General features: G+C 52.7%; 16 protein-coding genes and 1 tRNA gene. 8 read left to right on the forward strand and 9 right to left on the reverse strand.

Annotated features, from left to right (window positions below; all coding sequences use genetic code 11):
* Positions 1-160 precede the first annotated feature (160 nt).
* Positions 161-964 carry a 2,5-didehydrogluconate reductase DkgB gene (gene dkgB, locus KCR01S_RS22810; RefSeq protein WP_061285178.1) on the forward strand — a complete coding sequence of 268 codons (804 nt, stop codon included), beginning with the start codon at positions 161-163 and terminating at the stop codon, positions 962-964.
* A 74-nt stretch (positions 965-1,038) separates the two neighbouring features.
* On the opposite strand, the gene yafC is transcribed toward dkgB, so the two are convergent.
* The gene (yafC, locus tag KCR01S_RS22815) at positions 1,039-1,932 is read right to left on the reverse strand and encodes a DNA-binding transcriptional regulator YafC (protein WP_061285179.1); all 894 of its coding nucleotides are present in this window, start codon (positions 1,930-1,932) and stop codon (positions 1,039-1,041) included.
* Between the two features lie 104 nt (positions 1,933-2,036).
* Here yafC and KCR01S_RS22820 point away from each other — a divergent pair, with 104 nt between their 5' ends.
* On the forward strand, positions 2,037-3,212 hold the full coding sequence (locus KCR01S_RS22820) for an MFS transporter (protein ID WP_061285180.1): 1,176 nt from the start codon (positions 2,037-2,039) through the stop codon (positions 3,210-3,212).
* A gap of 142 nt (positions 3,213-3,354) precedes the next feature.
* Positions 3,355-4,149 (forward strand): endonuclease/exonuclease/phosphatase family protein, encoded by a 795-nt coding sequence (locus KCR01S_RS22825; protein ID WP_061285181.1) that lies wholly within the window; start codon positions 3,355-3,357, stop codon positions 4,147-4,149.
* 62 nt (positions 4,150-4,211) lie between these two features.
* Here KCR01S_RS22825 and mltD read toward each other — a convergent pair whose 3' ends face one another.
* Together mltD and gloB are read right to left on the reverse strand one after the other, a co-directional pair.
* A complete protein-coding gene (mltD, locus tag KCR01S_RS22830; protein WP_061285182.1) occupies positions 4,212-5,573 on the reverse strand; it encodes a murein transglycosylase D in 1,362 nt (453 codons plus the stop codon).
* Positions 5,574-5,644: 71 nt separating this feature from the next.
* Positions 5,645-6,400 (reverse strand): hydroxyacylglutathione hydrolase, encoded by a 756-nt coding sequence (gene gloB, locus KCR01S_RS22835; protein WP_061285183.1) that lies wholly within the window; start codon positions 6,398-6,400, stop codon positions 5,645-5,647.
* A gap of 31 nt (positions 6,401-6,431) precedes the next feature.
* Here gloB and KCR01S_RS22840 point away from each other — a divergent pair, with 31 nt between their 5' ends.
* Positions 6,432-7,154, forward strand: a complete 723-nt coding sequence (locus KCR01S_RS22840; RefSeq protein ID WP_061285184.1) for a class I SAM-dependent methyltransferase — start codon at positions 6,432-6,434, stop codon at positions 7,152-7,154.
* Here the strand turns inward: KCR01S_RS22840 and rnhA are convergent.
* Complete coding sequence (gene rnhA, locus KCR01S_RS22845; RefSeq protein WP_167348849.1) at positions 7,151-7,729, reverse strand: ribonuclease HI; 579 nt, start codon at positions 7,727-7,729, stop codon at positions 7,151-7,153. The two genes, KCR01S_RS22840 and rnhA, sit on opposite strands and share 4 nt — an antisense overlap.
* On the opposite strand from rnhA, the gene dnaQ reads away from it, so the two are divergent.
* Complete coding sequence (gene dnaQ, locus KCR01S_RS22850; RefSeq protein ID WP_061285185.1) at positions 7,683-8,414, forward strand: DNA polymerase III subunit epsilon; 732 nt, start codon at positions 7,683-7,685, stop codon at positions 8,412-8,414. The two genes, rnhA and dnaQ, sit on opposite strands and share 47 nt — an antisense overlap.
* 130 nt (positions 8,415-8,544) lie before the next feature.
* A tRNA-Asp gene (locus KCR01S_RS22855) sits at positions 8,545-8,621 on the forward strand.
* Between the two features lie 60 nt (positions 8,622-8,681).
* On the opposite strand, the gene KCR01S_RS22860 is transcribed toward KCR01S_RS22855, so the two are convergent.
* The 4 genes from KCR01S_RS22860 to fadE all read right to left on the reverse strand — a co-directional run bounded on the left by KCR01S_RS22860 (position 8,682) and on the right by fadE (position 13,893).
* Complete coding sequence (locus KCR01S_RS22860) at positions 8,682-9,101, reverse strand: ion channel (RefSeq protein ID WP_061285186.1); 420 nt, start codon at positions 9,099-9,101, stop codon at positions 8,682-8,684.
* Positions 9,102-9,135: 34 nt separating this feature from the next.
* A complete protein-coding gene (locus KCR01S_RS22865; RefSeq protein ID WP_061285187.1) occupies positions 9,136-10,245 on the reverse strand; it encodes an AI-2E family transporter in 1,110 nt (369 codons plus the stop codon).
* A gap of 301 nt (positions 10,246-10,546) precedes the next feature.
* Positions 10,547-11,317 (reverse strand): amidohydrolase, encoded by a 771-nt coding sequence (locus tag KCR01S_RS22870; RefSeq protein WP_061285188.1) that lies wholly within the window; start codon positions 11,315-11,317, stop codon positions 10,547-10,549.
* A 131-nt stretch (positions 11,318-11,448) separates the two neighbouring features.
* Positions 11,449-13,893, reverse strand: coding sequence for an acyl-CoA dehydrogenase FadE (fadE, locus tag KCR01S_RS22875; RefSeq protein ID WP_061285189.1), 2,445 nt, complete (start codon positions 13,891-13,893; stop codon positions 11,449-11,451).
* Positions 13,894-14,132: 239 nt separating this feature from the next.
* Here fadE and lpcA point away from each other — a divergent pair, with 239 nt between their 5' ends.
* Both lpcA and KCR01S_RS22885 read left to right on the forward strand, forming a co-directional pair.
* Positions 14,133-14,714, forward strand: a complete 582-nt coding sequence (gene lpcA, locus KCR01S_RS22880; RefSeq protein WP_035894459.1) for a D-sedoheptulose 7-phosphate isomerase — start codon at positions 14,133-14,135, stop codon at positions 14,712-14,714.
* A 41-nt stretch (positions 14,715-14,755) separates the two neighbouring features.
* Complete coding sequence (locus KCR01S_RS22885) at positions 14,756-15,523, forward strand: class II glutamine amidotransferase (RefSeq protein ID WP_061285190.1); 768 nt, start codon at positions 14,756-14,758, stop codon at positions 15,521-15,523.
* Here KCR01S_RS22885 and KCR01S_RS22890 read toward each other — a convergent pair.
* Positions 15,494-16,059, reverse strand: a 566-nt coding sequence (locus KCR01S_RS22890; protein WP_061285191.1) for a L,D-transpeptidase family protein, incomplete at its 5' end; no start/stop codon positions are given. The genes KCR01S_RS22885 and KCR01S_RS22890 overlap by 30 nt on opposite strands.

Consider the following 16,059-nt stretch of genomic DNA (forward strand, 5'->3'; position numbering starts at 1 on the left):
TTAAGAAGCCCTGAGCATTTGCTCAGGGCTTTTTTGTCTTTGTTATTTAATTGTTGCTGATTTAGCAAAAATCCTCTGCATTTATCGATCTTTTTCCCATTCCTCATCTTCGTCATAATGGTTTTTAGTTAACCCATATTGAATAATAAAGAGGAAAATCATGACAATCCCTGCATTTGGCCTTGGTACTTTTCGCCTGAAAGATGATGTTGTTATTGCTTCCGTTAAAACAGCACTGGAACTGGGCTATCGCACCATTGATACCGCACAAATCTATGACAACGAAGCGGCTGTCGGTCAGGCCATCGCTGAAAGTGGTGTTGCACGTGACGCGCTGTTCATCACCACCAAGATCTGGATCGAAAATCTCAGTAAAGACAAACTGATCCCCAGTCTGAAAGAAAGCCTGCAGAAACTGCGTACCGATTATGTTGATTTGACGTTGATCCATTGGCCATCCCCCAATGATACTGTCGCTGTTGAAGAGTTTATGGCCGCGCTATTGGAAGCCAAAAAGCTGGGGCTGACCCGCCAGATCGGTATTTCAAACTTTACAATCCCGCTGATGGAACGTGCCATCGCCGCGGTTGGCGCGGAAAATATCGCCACCAATCAAATCGAGCTATCGCCATATTTGCAAAACCGTAAAGTCGTTGACTGGGCCACCGAGCGCGGTATTCACATAACATCCTATATGACGCTGGCTTATGGTAAGGCATTGAAAGATGAAGTTATTAACCGTATTGCAGTGAAGCATAATGCGACAGCCGCGCAGGTTATTCTGGCCTGGGCGATGGGAGAGGGGTACGCCGTGATCCCGTCATCGACGAAGCGTGAAAATCTGGCAGGTAATCTGCTGGCGCAGGATCTGCTGTTGGATGCAGATGACAAAGCTGCCATCGCCGAATTGGATTGCAATGACCGTCTGGTGAGTCCAGAAGGTCTGGCACCAGAGTGGGATTAACTTCTATTCTGCGCTGATTCTAAAAACGTTATCAACCCGAAGGTGGCAAATAGGCCACCTTCGGCCGTTTAGCATTAACGTGTTTCTTTCACATACTCGCTGAGAAAGTCGATAAATGCCCTGATGCGTGTACTCACCGCGCGATCGCTGTAATAGACGGCGCTAAATGGCATCTCGACGGGCAGCCGCTTATCCGCCAACAGTTCGACAAATTCCCCTCTGGCAATTTCCTTATCCACCATGTAATCCGACAAACAAGCGATTCCGTTGCCGTTCAGGCAGAGCTGTTTCAATGTTTCACCGCTGTTTGAGGAGATCTCGCTGCTAATTTCCATAAACTGGCCATCACAGCAGTAGATAGGCCAGGTATTCAGTGACGAGGGCTCAGTGAACCCCAGACACTGGTGATCTTTGAGGTCGGTGGCATTCTCAGGCATCCCGTAGCGGGCAATATAGTCCGGCGACGCAATGATCTTGCGATAGCTAGTAAATAGCGGGCGCGCTCGCAGACTGGAGTCAGTTAATGTGCCAGCGCGAATTGCCACATCTACTTTCCGTTCAATCAGATTGATAAAGGTCTCTGACGACACCAGTGAGAGGGTCATTTCAGGGTAACGCTCACGGAATGGCTTAATCAACGGCATCAGAAAGTGCAACATGACTGGGGTTGCGGCATCCACGCGCAGCAGGCCTCGTGGAGTGTTACGCGTGTCGAGCAGCTCATTTTCTGCTGCCGCCATCTCCTGCAGTACCACCTGCATACGACGGAAATAGCGTTCCCCTTCTTCTGTCAGGCTTAACTGACGGGTCGTTCGGTTAAGTAAGCTCACGCCAAGCTTGGATTCTAGTTTCTTCACCGCCCGGCTTACCGCCGAATTAGCGAGGCCAAGCTGCTCGGCGGCCCGGCTGAAGCTGCCGCTTTCTACGACGGCGACAAAAATGGCGATCTCTTCTGATGTGGCTCTCATTATTGCACCTGAAGCAAAATTATATTGAGATTTTGAATATTTTTGTTATTTAAACATCCCGGCATACTACGTGTCATCTTAATACTGATGATGTGGAGTAAATTATGCCGCTGGCGCTACTTGCCTTAACGATCAGTGCCTTTGCCATTGGCACAACCGAGTTTGTTATTGTTGGTTTGGTACCGACGATTGCTGAACAGTTATCTATCTCTTTGCCCTCTGCCGGGCTGTTAGTCTCTATCTACGCCCTTGGGGTCGCTATCGGTGCGCCGGTATTAACCGCGCTTACCGGTAAGCTTCCGCGTAAGCAGCTGCTGCTGGCATTAATGGTGCTATTTACCATCGGCAATCTGCTTGCCTGGCAGGCCCCGGGTTACATTACATTGGTGATTGCCCGCTTACTTACCGGACTGGCCCACGGGGTCTTCTTCTCAATCGGGTCGACGATTGCTACCAGCCTGGTACCAAAAGAGAAAGCGGCCTCGGCTATTGCCATCATGTTTGGTGGCCTGACCGTTGCGCTAGTGACCGGTGTTCCACTTGGGACCTTTATCGGTCAGCACTTTGGCTGGCGTGAAACGTTCCTTGCGGTTTCAATGCTGGGTGTCATTGCTCTTATTGCGAGCGCGGTCCTGGTGCCAAGTAATATCCCTGGCAGGGCGCCAGCGAGTCTGTCGGACCAGCTAAAGGTACTGACCCATCCACGTTTGTTGATGATCTACGCGATTACGGCACTGGGCTATGGCGGCGTATTTACCGCTTTTACCTTCCTCGCTCCGATGATGCAAAATTTAGCCGGCTTTACGCCAAATGCCGTGAGCTGGATCCTGCTGGGATACGGTGTGGCCGTGGCAATTGGTAATATCTGGGGCGGTAAACTTGCCGACAAACATGGTGCCGTTCCCGCGCTGAAGTTTATCTTCGCTGCACTTGCTGCCTTACTTTTAGTATTCCAGTTTACCGCATCCGTACAGTACGCGGCGCTGGCGACGATTCTGGTGATGGGCGTCTTTGCCTTTGGCAACGTACCGGGTTTGCAGGTTTACGTTGTGCAGAAAGCTGAGCAATATACGCCGGCCGCTGTGGATGTGGCATCGGGTCTGAATATTGCTGCCTTTAACGTCGGCATCGCGCTTGGATCGGTCATCGGTGGTCAAACCGTTGAGCACTACGGTCTGGCACAAACCCCGTGGATCGGCGCGTTGATTGTGGCTGGTGCTCTGCTGTTGACCGGGCTGAGCGGACGTCTGGATAAGACGGCACGCGTGGCATTGGGCTAAGGCTGGAAAGGTAAGCGCAGGCTTACAAAAGTTCACCCGGCTTTATCGCAATTAGCGTTGAAACCGTGGGCAAAAGCCCCTATAACAGAAGGACCTTCCTGGCAGCAGGAGGGTTCTTTCGTTATTGAGGTTATAAAAGAAAGTGCGAAAAAATACCTATGCCATGCGCTATATTGCCGGACAGCCCGCGGAGCGGATTTTACCGCCGCCAGGCGCTTATACCAGCATTAGCCAGGCACTGATGATGGGTAAGCCGTTAAGCACTGAAGAAAACATTCGAATTCTGGTGTGGAATATCTTTAAACAGCAGCGCGCTGAGTGGTTATCAGTGCTGAATAAGTTTGGTAAAGACGCCCATTTGGTTCTGCTCCAGGAAGCACAGACCACGCCTGAATTAGTGAAGTTTGCGACCACTAACTATCTGGCTGCGGATCAGGTGCCCGCATTTGCACTGCCGCACCATCCATCCGGCGTCATGACCCTGTCTGCCGCGCAGCCCGTTTACTGTTGTCCGCTTCGTGAACGTGAGCCGATTCTGCGGCTTGCTAAATCGGCGTTAGTGACCGTTTACCCACTTCCTGACGCACGGCTGCTGATGGTCGTGAATATCCACGCGGTTAACTTCAGCCTTGGTGTAGACGTCTACAGTAAACAGCTCATTCCTATCGGGGAGCAGATTGCGCAGCATAATGGCCCGGTGATTATGGCAGGGGATTTCAATGCCTGGAGTCGGCCACGGATGAATGCGCTTTATCGCTTTGCGCGTGATATGTCATTGCGTCCCGTTCGTTTTGACGATGACCAACGTCGTCGCGCCTTTGGCCGCCCGCTGGATTTCGTTTTCTATCGAGAGCTTAACGTCAGTCAGGCATCAGTGCTGGTGACTCGCGCTTCGGATCATAATCCACTGATTGTGGAGTTCAGTCCGGCGAAATAACGCCAAAATGAACAATAAAAAAAGGCACCGGGGGAATCGGTGCCTTTTTTATTGCGTGCCTGTCAGGAATCAGGACGGTCGCTGTTTTTTACAAACAGCGTCAGCTGATCGCCCGGCTGCAGGTTGCCGGTGCCGTTGTTCCAGCGCATCACATCTTTGATGTTAACGCCGTGACGCTTAGCAATGCTCGACAGTGAATCGCCCTTACGTACCCGGTACGTAATGCTGCTGTTATCGGCAAGACGCGCAGCGCTGCTGCCCGCACCAACCGTTAAGCTCTGACCCACTTTCAGATTGCTTCCGCGCAGGCCATTCCACTGTTGCAGATCTTTCGCAGACACGCCTAAACGCGATGCGATACCCGACAGCGTATCACCTGAACGCACCTTGTAGCTGCGGCTGGTCAACGGCGTGTTATCGGCAACCAGCGTTGGCTGGAGGTCGGCAATTTCACCGGAGGCCAGGGATTCACGCAGCTGGTCTGCATGCTTCTGTGGCACCATCACGTACTTCGGGCCAGTGGCACCGAGCGTTGAGCCTTTTACGCCGGCGTTGAAGGTCTTCAGCTTGCTGACCGGCATGCCTGCCATATCCGCCAACTGAGCAATCTCAACCGGGCTATCCAGGCGAACGCGCGCCAGCGCTCGGCTTTCGTCGGCACTTGGCAGACGAACGCCATAGCGTTTGCTGTTTTTGAGAATATCACTCAATGCCAGCATTTTAGGCACGTACAGCTTGGTTTCCTGTGGCAACGGCAGTGACCAGAAGTCAGTGGGCTTACCACGGGCTTTGTTCACCTTCATCGCTTTCATTACACGGCCTTCACCGCTGTTATATGCTGCTACGGTCAACAACCAGTCGCCATCAAACATTTTGTTCAGGCGCTGCATCATATCCAGTGCCGCCGTTGTGGAAGCAACGAGGTCACGACGTGCATCATAGCTGCGGGTCTGTTTCAGACCGTAATTTCGCCCTGTGCTCGGAATGATCTGCCAAATGCCTGCGGCATTGGCACCAGACGTTGCGTGCGGGTCAAAAGCGCTCTCCACTATGGGTAGTAATACCAGTTCCATTGGCATGTTACGTTTCTTAACTTGCTCGGCTATCCAGTACATATACGGCTCTGCCCGTAAAGTTACATCGTGGAGATAGCTCTTATTCTTCAAATACTTCTGTTTCTGTTCGCGAACCCGGGAGTTATCCGGGATTCCCATCTTTAGCTCGTCGCCAATATAAGCCCACAAGTCCTGATTCTGCGTGTCGAATGTCCCATCGTCCATCCAACGCGCCTGACTTGCGAACTTACTTGCTTCCCCTTGACTAGCCGCAGAAAGGCTCTGTGCGTGCTGTTGGACGGTGCCTTGCTGTGAAGCCTGGCACCCCACGAGCAGGACAGAGGCGAGTAATATCGCTTTTGCCTTCATGTGTGTGTCAATAGTTGCTTAAAAGACGAGCGATCATAACGGCGAACTTTCGAAAACGCAACCCGGAAGTATCAGAAGTTATCTTTCTTTGAGCGTAACCATGCAAAACGCTGCTCAGATTGTAGCATCTTTGTTTCTTTCTCTATTTCATCAATTAAATCAATATCATCCGTTCTTAAAAAGAGATTAATCTGACGCTCTTTTTTCAGAGTTGTGGGGAGTGTTATTTGTTTTTTTGCTCGTAACTCCTTAACTTCACGATAGTATTCGTTAATGAACAAATCATGCGGTAAAACGCTCAGCGCAAACTTCATATTGGAGAGGGTGTACTCATGTGCGCAACAAATGAGAGTCTCTTCCGGGAGAGTGTTAATTCTCTGTAACGATTGATACATCTGGGCTGCGGTCCCCTCGAACAACCGCCCGCAGCCCCCGGAAAACAGGGTGTCGCCGCAAAATAAATACGGTGCGCTGTAGAAACAGATATGTCCTAAAGTGTGTCCAGGGGTCGCGAAAACCTGAAATTGTTGGCCGAGGAGGGCGATTTTATCGCCGTCGGCAACTATTTTTGTTGCACCTTTGTTAATTGTCTCCTGAGGGCCATAAACGACAAGATTCGGAAATTGCTTACACAGATCGGCGACGCCCCCGACATGATCATTATGGTGATGAGTCAACAAAATGGCTTCGGGATGCCAGCGATTATCGGTAATCGCTTTGAGGACTGGTGCGGCTTCGCCGGGATCGACGATCAGACAACGACCTGTTTCATCATTAAGAACCCAGATGTAGTTGTCCTGAAATGCAGGAATACTGTTAAGATTCATTCGTTACCTCTTACGCGTAGGGAAGGTTGTGATGAAACCGGCAAGGATACCTCAAACAGTCTCAGCGCCTGTCTCGTGGGCGCAAATGCCCTGGGGTGAATATTATCGTGAGGCCATCGATCGTCAACTGAAACCGTGGCTGGGAAAACTGTACGGTTTTCACCTGCTCAAGGTGGGGAATCTAAGCGCAGAGATCAACACTGAAGCCTGTGCGATCTCCCATCAGGTGAACATTTCATTGGAGGGGAGCCCCATCCAGGTGATGGCCGATCCGCTACATTTGCCGTTTGCCGAGAAATCGGTCGATGCCTGTTTGCTCTCCCACACGCTACCCTGGTGCAGCGATCCTCACCGTCTCCTGCGTGAGGCCGATCGAGTATTGATTGACGATGGCTGGCTGATTATCAGTAGTTTTAACCCGGTGAGCCTGATGGGATTACGTAAGCTTATGCCGGTGCTACGTAAGTCGGTGCCGTATAACAGCCGGATGTTTACTCTGACGCGTCAGCTTGATTGGCTGGCGCTGCTCAATTTTGAAGTGCTTCACCAAAGTCAGTTTCAGGTGCTGCCGTGGGCAAAACAGGGCGGGGCGCTTTTGGGCACGCATTTACCGGCATTAGGCTGTCTACAGTTGATTGTTGCGCGTAAGCGAACGATTCCACTTACGCTCAATCCGATGCGGCAGAACAAGGCCAAAAGCCGTATCCAGCAGGCGGTTGGGGCGACGCGACAGTACCGCAAGCCGGACGCTTAGGCGTCCGGTTGGTACCCGGTATCATCCTGGGTGGGTGAATTAGCCGCGGTACGCGCCAGTTCGTCACAGCGTTCGTTTTCCGGGTGACCGGCGTGGCCTTTAACCCATTCCCAGCGGATCTCATGCTTACCCAGTGCGGTATCCAGCCGCTTCCACAGATCGACATTTTTGACCGGCTTTTTATCCGCCGTTTTCCAGCCGCGCTTTTTCCAGTTGTGGATCCACTGGGTGATCCCCTGGCGAACGTACTGGCTGTCGGTACTGAGCACCACCGTACACGGCTCTTTGAGCGCCTCGAGCGCGACGATTGCGGCCATCATCTCCATTCGATTATTGGTGGTCAGTCGATAGCCTTCACTGAAGGTTTTTTCCCGCTGCTGATAGCGTAAAATAGCGCCGTAACCACCCGGACCGGGATTGCCGAGGCATGAGCCATCGGTGAAAATTTCTACCTGTTTAAGCATCTCTGGTAGACTTCCTGTATCTGCAATTGAAAGTAAAACGGCAAGTCTGACATAAATGACTGATATGAGCACTGCAATTACGCGACAGATCGTTCTGGATACCGAAACCACCGGTATGAACCAGATCGGTGCCCACTATGAAGGCCACAAGATCATTGAGATCGGTGCCGTCGAGGTGATAAACCGTCGTTTGACCGGCAATAACTTCCACGTGTATCTCAAGCCGGACCGGCTGGTGGACCCTGAAGCCTTCGGTGTTCACGGTATCGCCGATGAGTTCTTACTGGATAAACCGACCTTTGCCGACGTGGCCGACGAGTTTATGGACTACATCCGCGGGGCGGAGCTGGTCATCCATAACGCATCGTTCGATATTGGCTTCATGGACTATGAGTTTAGTAAGCTCAACCGCGGTATTCCAAAAACGGATACCTTCTGCAAGGTCACCGATAGCCTGGCGCTGGCGCGGCGGATGTTCCCCGGTAAGCGTAATAGCCTCGATGCGTTATGCTCACGCTATGAAATAGACAACACCAAACGTACGCTGCACGGCGCACTGCTCGATGCCCAGATTCTGGCTGATGTCTATCTGACGATGACCGGCGGGCAAACGTCGATCAAGTTTGCGATGGAAGGTGAGGGACAACAGCAGGCAGACAATACCGGCATTCAGCGTATTGTGCGAGCGCAGAGCAAATTACGGGTGGTTTACGCCACCGATGAGGAGCTGATGAATCATGAATCGCGACTCGACCTGGTACAGAAAAAGGGCGGAAGCTGCCTCTGGCGGGGATAAAGCGGCTCATTTTGCTGTGAAAATAAGCTTATGGGTGATTTTTGCAGCAAACGATTCAAAAATAGAGAAAAAGCGTTGACGGTTTTCCAGGGAAACCGTAATATTCGCCTCGTTCCGAAGGGAACGTTGTGGAGCGGTAGTTCAGTCGGTTAGAATACCTGCCTGTCACGCAGGGGGTCGCGGGTTCGAGTCCCGTCCGTTCCGCCACATTCAGAAAGCCTGAATCAGAAATGATTCAGGCTTTCGTCGTTTTACGTCCTTTCTTACTCATGTCCTGAGCTGTTTGCGAATGTGATGCTGCAACACCGCCAGCATACAGGCGCCGGATAGACCAATCATCAGCGCCCCATTTACCGCTTCCAGCGGCCCAAGGAGTTTCCACCGTGGGCTCATGACAATATCGCCATAGCCGAGTGTCGCAAAATTCACGCCCGAGTGATAAACCGCCTCCAATAGCGTATCGAACTCGCCCAATCCTAAAAACAGCAGCCCCCAGAGCAAGATTTGCAGCAGATTACCGAGAAGGACGATCGTGATGATGCCAAACAGCGCCATCACGCCGGCAATAGTGCCTTCTTTGTCGTGGAACCGTTTGATATAAAATCGAATACACCAAACGGAAATCAGTGACTGCAGCAACATATTGCACAGAATCACCGGCATTCCCATTAGCAAAGGCAGCAGCATCGTTGAACTCTCCGCAAGTCTCGTTTGGCTGCCATCATTGAATATCGTGGTCTCTCGGGGCGTTAGCCAGGCCGTCATTCACCCAGGCCATAAAGATACGATAGCCAATGGACAGTAACGTCGCACCGATAAACATGCCGAGAATACCGCTGGCTGCTATTCCACCCAGTGCCCCGAGCAGAACCACCGGCATGGGGGCATCGACCCCGCGTCCTAGCATGAGCGGTTTAAGGACGTTATCGGTCATACCGGCTATTACCAGCAGCACGGTATAGAAGATATTCAGTCCCATACCGTGTATCCCGATACTCCACATTATGGCGATCGCGGGGGCGGTGACCAGAATCACTGGGATCTGTGCGATCCCCAGAATCAACGCCAGAATAAAGAAGATCCCCACCGCAGGAAGCCCGGCCAGCGCCATGATGACCCCAACCAATAGCGCCTGAATGAGCGCGACCCCGATAACCCCCATCGCCACGGCACGAATGGTACCGGTACAGAGTTTTGTCAGAGAGGTCCCCTTCGTTTCATCGGTAATGCGAATAGCAATCCGTCGGGCGCTGTTGGCGCCAGCCGCCCCCCAGGCCATGATGATGCCTGCCACGATGAATGAGAAGACAAAGCCCAGCAGCCCACCGCCCATACTGGCGAGAAAACCAAGAACTAGCTTTGCGACATCAGCCAACTGCGTGCGATAAGTACTGATAAACCCGGGCAGGTCCGTCGAAATTTTGAGCCATAGCGCGTAGAGCTTTTCGCCCACGATCGGAAGCGCGGCGATGGTATCGGAGGGGGGAGGGATAACCAGATTATCGTGGCTCAATTTGCCGATCAGGCCACTGAGGCTATCTCCCAGCGAACTGACCATCATCACCGTTGGGGCGACAATAAGCAGGATCCCGAGCAGAATTAACAACGTTGAAGCCCATCCCTGCCTACCGGCAAAGCGGGCAGCGAAGCGTTGATGGAGAGGATAGAGGGTGACCGCCAGAATGATCGCCCACAGCATCATGTTCAGAAATGGAGCAAAAACGGTAAAACAGAAAGAGGCTAATGCCAGGATCAGTCCAAACTTAATGAACATATCCATAAATCTGGCAACCAGCCTTTTTTCAACAATGATGAGATTATTATTGTCCATGATCGTTGTTCCAGTTGATATTGCAGACACAACTAACCCGACCTGATGCCAAAGCAAAGCCAATAGAAAAAAGTTATCGCGGGAACTTATTTACTGCAAACGCGCATGATTGTTGAATTTTATCCACTTTATGAGTGTAGAACAGAAAGCGGCTCTAATAAGTAAATATTCAGCGGGGGGGAAAAGACGGAATAAATGGCAATGATTGGCCAGAAAATAAACGCCGAATCTCATTGAAATATAATAGGTAATAAATGATTGAAGCTAAGGCCTGAAAGCAATTCAGGCCGGAGGGATTAAACTAGCCGAGGGCGAACGGATCGGCATCCTGCCAGGCGGGAAATTTCTCCCGGTATTCTTGCAGCGCGGACAATGATAGCTCTCCGTCAATGCGCGTTGCCTGATGTGCTTCAGCGGTCGCCAGAATCTCACCCTGCGGAGAAATAATTCGGCTGTCGCCGCGATAGTGATGGCCATTGCCATCGGTGCCGACCCGGTTGCATCCAACAACGTACGCCTGGTTTTCGATTGCTCGCGCCGTTAATAGCGCCTGCCAATGTAGCGAGCGCGGGGCTGGCCAGTTGGCGACGTACAGCGCGAGATCGTAGTCGTTGCGATTACGCGACCACACCGGGAAGCGTAGGTCGTAGCAAACCAGCGGCAGAATACGCCAGCCGCGCCAGGTCAGTACGATACGTTTGTCGCCGGCGAGATAATGATGGTGTTCGTCGGCCATGCGAAACAGGTGGCGTTTATCATAGGTATGGACGTGGCCTTCCGGCTCAACCAGCAGGAAACGGTTTACCGCACCGCGTCCGGTCTGGAGCGCCGCGCTGCCGGCAATGAGCGCGTTGGTACGCAGCGCCTGCTCACGCATCCAGGCAATGACGTCGGCTTCCGCCATCGACTGTTCGGCGGCTTCCATGGCAAAGCCGGTAGTAAACATTTCCGGCAGCACAATCACGTCCCGCCCGACAATATCTTCCATCAGGCGGCCAAAATGGCGCAGGTTGGCGGGGCCATCCATCCACACCAGCGGTTGCTGCAAAAGAGTAATTTTCAAACCAGGCACAGTGATTCGCTCCTTTATGGCAGGGCATCAATCTAACTGTAACACCTTATCAGGAGCTGATGGCGCTGAGGACTGTCTGCATAAAAAAAAGCGGAGCCAGGCTCCGCTTCAAGGATAACGAAAGGATTACGTTACGCGGCTTCAACCTTGCGCACGTTGTCCGGCAGCTTTACCGGCTTGGTCGCCAGCTCGTCTGGGGCAAAGTCGTCAACGTTTATGCTGCGCAGACGGCTCTCTTCAGCCTTAATAAGAATGGCGGCTTCAGCCTGATCAATCAGCCCTTTTGCCAGCGCGTTATGCGCCAGTTCGTCCAGGCGAGTGAATGGCAGGTTTTTGCCAATCTCTTTACAGATACGCTGGTGGATAGGATCGGCGGCCATCACATCGACCAACGCTTCTTCCAGCAGGCCCACCGGGTTGTGCTGACTCGGAGTCAGATACTGACCGCGGCCAATACGTGAACGGGTCGCACTTGGAGTTTGCAGAATTTTCGCCACCGCGTGATCTAACTTATCCGACGGGGCTAAGTAATGACGACCGGTTGGGAAGATCACTACGCGCATCGCGCCTGCGACAAAGCGGTTTGGGAAGTTCTGTAACAGATCGTCAATCGCCTGTTCTGCCTGATACAGCGCATCCTGTACGCCCCAGTGCACCAGCGGTAAATCTGCTTCGTTACGGCCTTCGTCGTCATAACGCTTGAGGACGGAAGAGGCGAGATAGAGCTGGCTCAGCACATCACCCAGACGTGCGGAGATACGTTCACGACGCTTCAGGCTGCCGCCCAGCACCGCCATGGAGACGTCTGACAGCAGAGCCAGGTTGGCGCTCAGGCGGTTCAGATGCTGATAGTAACGTTTGGTGGCATCACGGGTTGGCGTCGGGCTGGTTAAGCCGCGGGTGAGCCCTAACCAGAAGCTACGCACTTTGTTGCTACCGACGTGGCCGATGTGTTTGAACAGCAGCTTATCGAAAGCATTCACGTCTTTATTCTGCGCCGCGGCCATCTCTTCCAGCACGTATGGATGGCAACGAATTGCGCCCTGGCCGAAGATCATCATGCTACGGGTCAGAATGTTGGCCCCTTCAACGGTGATAGCAATTGGTGCGCCCTGATAAGCACGTGCCAGGAAGTTACCTTCGCCGAGCATGATGCCTTTACCGCCGGCAATATCCATCGCGTCAACGATGGACTGCTGACCGCGGTGGGTACAATGGTATTTAACGATAGCGGACAGGACGGCCGGTTTCTCACCCAGCATAATGCCGTAGGTAATCAGCGTCGCCGCCGCATCCATGACGTAGGCGTTACCCGCGATACGCGCTAATGGCTCTTCAATACCTTCCATCTTACCGATGGACACTTTGAACTGACGGCGAATGTGTGCATAAGCACCGGTCGCCAGCGCCACCGATTTCACGCCGCCGGTGGAGTTAGATGGCAGGGTGATACCGCGACCGACGGACAGGCATTCAACCAGCATACGCCAGCCCTGGCCGGCCATTTTCGGCCCACCGATGATGTAATCAATCGGCACAAAGATATCCTGACCACGGGTCGGCCCGTTCTGGAACGGAACGTTTAATGGGAAGTGGCGACGGCCAATTTCCACGCCCGGGGTGTTGGTTGGAATCAGCGCACAGGTGATGCCCAGTTCTTCCGCTCCGCCCAGCAGTTTGTCCGGGTCGGACAGCTTAAAGGCCAGGCCCAGTACGGTAGCGATTGGTGCCAGAGTGATATAACGTTTGTTCCAGGTCAGGCGCATGCCCAGAACCTGCTCGCCCTGCCATTCGCCCATACAGACGACGCCGGTATCCGGAATAGCGCCAGCATCTGAGCCGGCTTCTGGGCTGGTCAGCGCGAAGCATGGGATTTCCTGACCACGCGCCAGGCGCGGCAGATAATGATCTTTTTGTTCTTCAGTACCGTAATGTTGCAGCAGTTCGCCTGGGCCTAAAGAGTTCGGTACGCCGACGGTAATCGCCAGAATGCCCGAAACGCCGGACAGCTTTTGCAGGACGCGAGCCTGTGCATACGCGGAGAATTCCAGGCCGCCGTACTCTTTCTTAATGATCATCGCAAAGAAGCGGTGCTCTTTCAGATAGGCCCACAGCTCAGGCGGTAAATCAGCCATTTCGTGGGTGATCGCAAAGTCATTTGCCATACGGCAGGCTTCTTCAACCGGGCCGTCAATGAAGGCCTGTTCTTCCGCCGTCAGCTGAGGACGCGGGTAGTTGTGCAGCTTTTTCCAGTCCGGGTTACCGCGGAACAGATCTCCTTCCCACCAGGTGGTACCGGCATCAATCGCTTCTTTTTCAGTGCGTGACATCGGTGGCATCACTTTACTGAACATGCGGAAGATCGGTGCGGAGATCAGCGACTTACGCATTGGCGTAAAGTTGAACGGCACGAGAATGATGGCCAGCGGCACCAGCAGCCACAGATTCCACAGACCCGCAGCGCCAAGCGCGGCGGTCCAGGCCAGTAGAATTACGCTGCTGAGCGTTAAACTGACGCGGTGATAGAAGAGTACACCGAGTAAAGCAATGGTTAAAACAACACTCAAAATCATCATAGAGAAATGCCCCTGTCTTGTAGGAGGTCTGACCACTTGTGATGATATGGTTGTAGTTGATGTGATTTTAATTAGCAATGTGTTTACAAAATAATTACAACCTCGCTCACATTGTTGTCGCTTTTTAGCGCACCAAAAATCCAAACATCCGCGGATATAGAACGGCGCTCGCTTCTCTGTGCTAACGCTATCCGTTACACTAGCGATGACAATTTTATTAATGCTGAAGGATTATCCTCATGTACCAGGATCTTATTCGTAACGAACTGAATGAAGCGGCCGATACGCTGGCAAACTTCCTGAAAGACGAAGCCAATATCCACGCCATTCAGCGCGCAGCAGTCCTGCTGGCGGACAGCTTTAAAGCGGGCGGCAAAGTGCTTTCTTGCGGTAACGGCGGTTCACACTGTGACGCGATGCACTTTGCGGAAGAACTGACCGGTCGCTATCGTGAAAACCGTCCGGGTTACCCGGCGATTGCGATCTCCGACGTCAGCCATCTCTCCTGCGTGAGTAATGATTTCGGTTATGAATATGTTTTCTCTCGCTACGTTGAATCCGTCGGTCGTGCGGGTGACGTGCTGCTGGGCATCTCGACTTCAGGTAACTCTGCAAACGTTATCAAAGCGATTGAAGCAGCGCGCGCGCAGGGCATGAAAGTGATTACGCTGACCGGTAAAGATGGCGGCAAAATGGCGGGTTCTGCGGATATCGAAATTCGTGTACCGCACTTTGGCTATGCTGACCGTGTGCAGGAAATTCACATTAAAGTTATCCATATCCTGATCATGCTTATCGAAAAAGAGATGGTTAAGGCATAAGTTTCACGGGGCTTCGGCCCCGATTGCTGTGGGGGTGTGATATGTGCGAATTGCTCGGGATGAGCGCCAATGTGCCAACCGATATTTGCTTCAGTTTTACCGGGCTGGTCCAGCGCGGTGGGGGCACCGGGCCGCATAAAGACGGCTGGGGAATTACCTTCTACGAAGGCAAGGGCTGTCGCACGTTTAAAGATCCGCAGCCGAGCTATCAATCACCCATCGCCAAACTGGTGCAGGATTACCCGATAAAATCCTGCTCGGTGATTGCGCATATCCGCCAGGCTAATCGCGGCATGGTGGCGCTGGAAAATACCCATCCGTTTACCCGCGAGCTGTGGGGACGCAACTGGACCTACGCGCACAATGGCCAACTCACCGGCTACAAATCTCTGGAGACGGGGCAGTTTCGCCCTGTGGGGGAAACGGACAGTGAGAAAGCGTTCTGCTGGCTGCTGCATAAACTGACGCAGCGCTACCCGCGCACGCCCGGCAATATGCAGGCGGTATTCAAATATATTGCTTCACTGGCTGGCGAACTACGTGAGAAGGGCGTGTTCAATATGCTGCTGTCGGACGGGCGCTATGTGATGGCGTTCTGCTCGACCAACCTGTATTGGATCACCCGTCGCGCGCCGTTTGGCGTGGCTACGCTTCTGGATCAGGATGTTGAGATTGATTTTCAGAAGGAAACGACCGCCAACGATGTGGTGACGGTCATAGCGACGCAGCCGCTGACGGGGAATGAAACCTGGCACAAGATTATGCCAGGCGAATGGCGCTTATTTTGCCTCGGAGAGCGTATAGTTTGACGCCAGCTGTGGCTGAACAACTTCGTGGCTGAGCGGCTTGCTCACCACATAACGCCCGTCGACCACCGAAACCATCGGCGGACGGTGGGTCTGCTGGAAGTAGTCGTAGCCCGGTTTTAGCTGTTGCCAGAAATCATTGTAGTACGAGTATTTGTGGCGCTGCATGTTGGCATCCGTCATACGGAATGGATAGATGCTGACCTGCACGCCAGATTGCCCGAAGACCAGGGCTGCAGTGACAAACTGGAAGATTTCGTCAATACCGGAGTCGGTCATGGCGTAGCAGCCAACCGAAACGCAGGCACCGTGAATCATCAGATATTTCCCTTCATAGCCGTGCGCGCGGTCATAGGCGTTCGGGAAACCGATATTAATCGCTTTATAGAAGCGGCTATCGGGTTTCAACTGGCTGCGCTGTACCGAATAAAACCCTTCAGGACTTTTAAAATCGCCCTGGCGCTGTTTTGGCCCCAGACCACCGGAGTAGTTGCAGATTTTGTAGCTATCAAGGAGCTGGTAGGTTTCACCCATTTTGA

The sequence above is a fragment of the Kluyvera cryocrescens NBRC 102467 genome (assembly GCF_001571285.1).
Lineage (GTDB): Bacteria > Pseudomonadota > Gammaproteobacteria > Enterobacterales > Enterobacteriaceae > Kluyvera > Kluyvera cryocrescens.